Origin of the sequence: Arthrobacter vasquezii, assembly GCF_029455255.1 — a bacterium.
Taxonomy (GTDB): Bacteria; Actinomycetota; Actinomycetes; order Actinomycetales; family Micrococcaceae; genus Arthrobacter_D; species Arthrobacter_D parietis.
The window spans coordinates 1,875-3,778 of the sequence record NZ_JAROKN010000099.1 but is presented as its reverse complement, the minus strand read 5'-3'; the positions used below and the strand labels follow the sequence as shown (position 1 = coordinate 3,778).

Here is a 1,904-nt window from a genome sequence, read left to right as displayed (position 1 = left end):
TGGTTAGTATCCCTTGTTCAGTATGGGCGGTTCTTCACCGGTACGGGAATATCAACCCGTTGTCCATCGACTACGCCTGTCGGCCTCGCCTTAGGTCCCGACTTACCCAGGGCAGATTAGCTTGACCCTGGAACCCTTGATCATTCGGCGGACGGGTTTCTCACCCGTCTTTCGCTACTCATGCCTGCATTCTCACTCGTGTAGGCTCCACCGCTGGTTTACACCGCGACTTCACTGCCCACACGACGCTCCCCTACCACTCCAAACGCCTGAACTCAGGAGAACAAGTCTCCGGCTTGGCTAACATTTGAAATCCACAACTTCGGCGGTGTACTTGAGCCCCGCTACATTGTCGGCGCGGAATCACTTGACCAGTGAGCTATTACGCACTCTTTCAAGGATGGCTGCTTCTAAGCCAACCTCCTGGTTGTCTGAGCAACTCCACATCCTTTCCCACTTAGCACACGCTTAGGGGCCTTAGTTGGTGGTCTGGGCTGTTTCCCTCTCGACTATGAAGCTTATCCCCCACAGTCTCACTGCTGCGCTCTCACTTACCGGCATTCGGAGTTTGGCTGACGTCAGTAACCTTGTAGGGCCCATCGGCCATCCAGTAGCTCTACCTCCGGCAAGAAACACGCAACGCTGCACCTAAATGCATTTCGGGGAGAACCAGCTATCACGAAGTTTGATTGGCCTTTCACCCCTACCCACAGCTCATCCCCTCCATTTTCAACTGAAGTGGGTTCGGTCCTCCACGACGTCTTACCGTCGCTTCAACCTGGCCATGGGTAGATCACTTCGCTTCGGGTCTAGATCACGCCACTCACTCGCCCTATTCAGACTCGCTTTCGCTACGGCTACCCCACACGGGTTAACCTCGCGACGTAACACTAACTCGCAGGCTCATTCTTCAAAAGGCACGCCATCACAGGACAAAATCCCGCTCTGACGGATTGTAGGCACACGGTTTCAGGTACTATTTCACTCCCCTCCCGGGGTACTTTTCACCTTTCCCTCACGGTACTGGTCCGCTATCGGTCATCAGGGAGTATTTAGGCTTACCAGGTGGTCCTGGCAGATTCGCACGGGATTTCTCGGGCCCCGTACTACTTGGGATACTCTCCAAGCGGCAGCACGCATTACAGCTACGGGACTCTCACCCACTCCGGTCGGGCCTTCAAACCCGTTCACCTATACGCCTGCACTCACTTCACCAGTCCGGCAGAACTGATACGGAAAGTCCCGCAACCCCAGAGATGCAACGCCCGCCGGCTATCACACACCACTGGTTTAGCCTCATCCGCGTTCGCTCGCCACTACTAACGGAATCACTATTGTTTTCTCTTCCTGTGGGTACTGAGATGTTTCACTTCCCCACGTTCCCCCCACGCACCCTATGTGTTCAGGTACGGGTCACCCAGTCACTCGCGCGCTGAGCGGGGTTTCCCCATTCGGACATCCTGGGATCAAAGTTCGGTTATCAACTCCCCCAGGCTTATCGCAGATTCCCACGTCCTTCTTCGGCTCCTGATGCCAAGGCATCCACCGTGTGCCCTTAAAAACTTGACGATCACACACAACCAACACAACCAACCCCAAAGAGCCGGCCATGCCAAACGATTGCGTGCATACACAAAATTTAAGATGCTCGCGTCCACTATGCAGTTCTCAAACAACAACCCCAGTCAACACACCACCCACACCCCACAACCCCAAACAAACAGGATCAAGACATGAGCGGTAATGCCCAGGAAAACCAGAAACACCAGCCAACCAAACCCCCACCCGAAACAAACCACACAACCGTGCGACTCATCCCCAGCAGAAACCCAGCCCCTGTTGCCTCAGGACCCAACAGTGTGCCACACACTACCGAACCAGCAACCAACCAGCCCTTTCCCAAA

The 1,904-nt window shown here is 54.8% G+C and carries 1 rRNA gene (only partly in view); it reads right to left on the bottom strand.

The window, feature by feature from the left end:
- Positions 1-1,569: ribosomal RNA gene (locus P4U43_RS17455) — 23S ribosomal RNA — on the bottom strand (it extends 1,682 nt beyond the left edge of the window).
- Positions 1,570-1,904 lie beyond the last annotated feature (335 nt).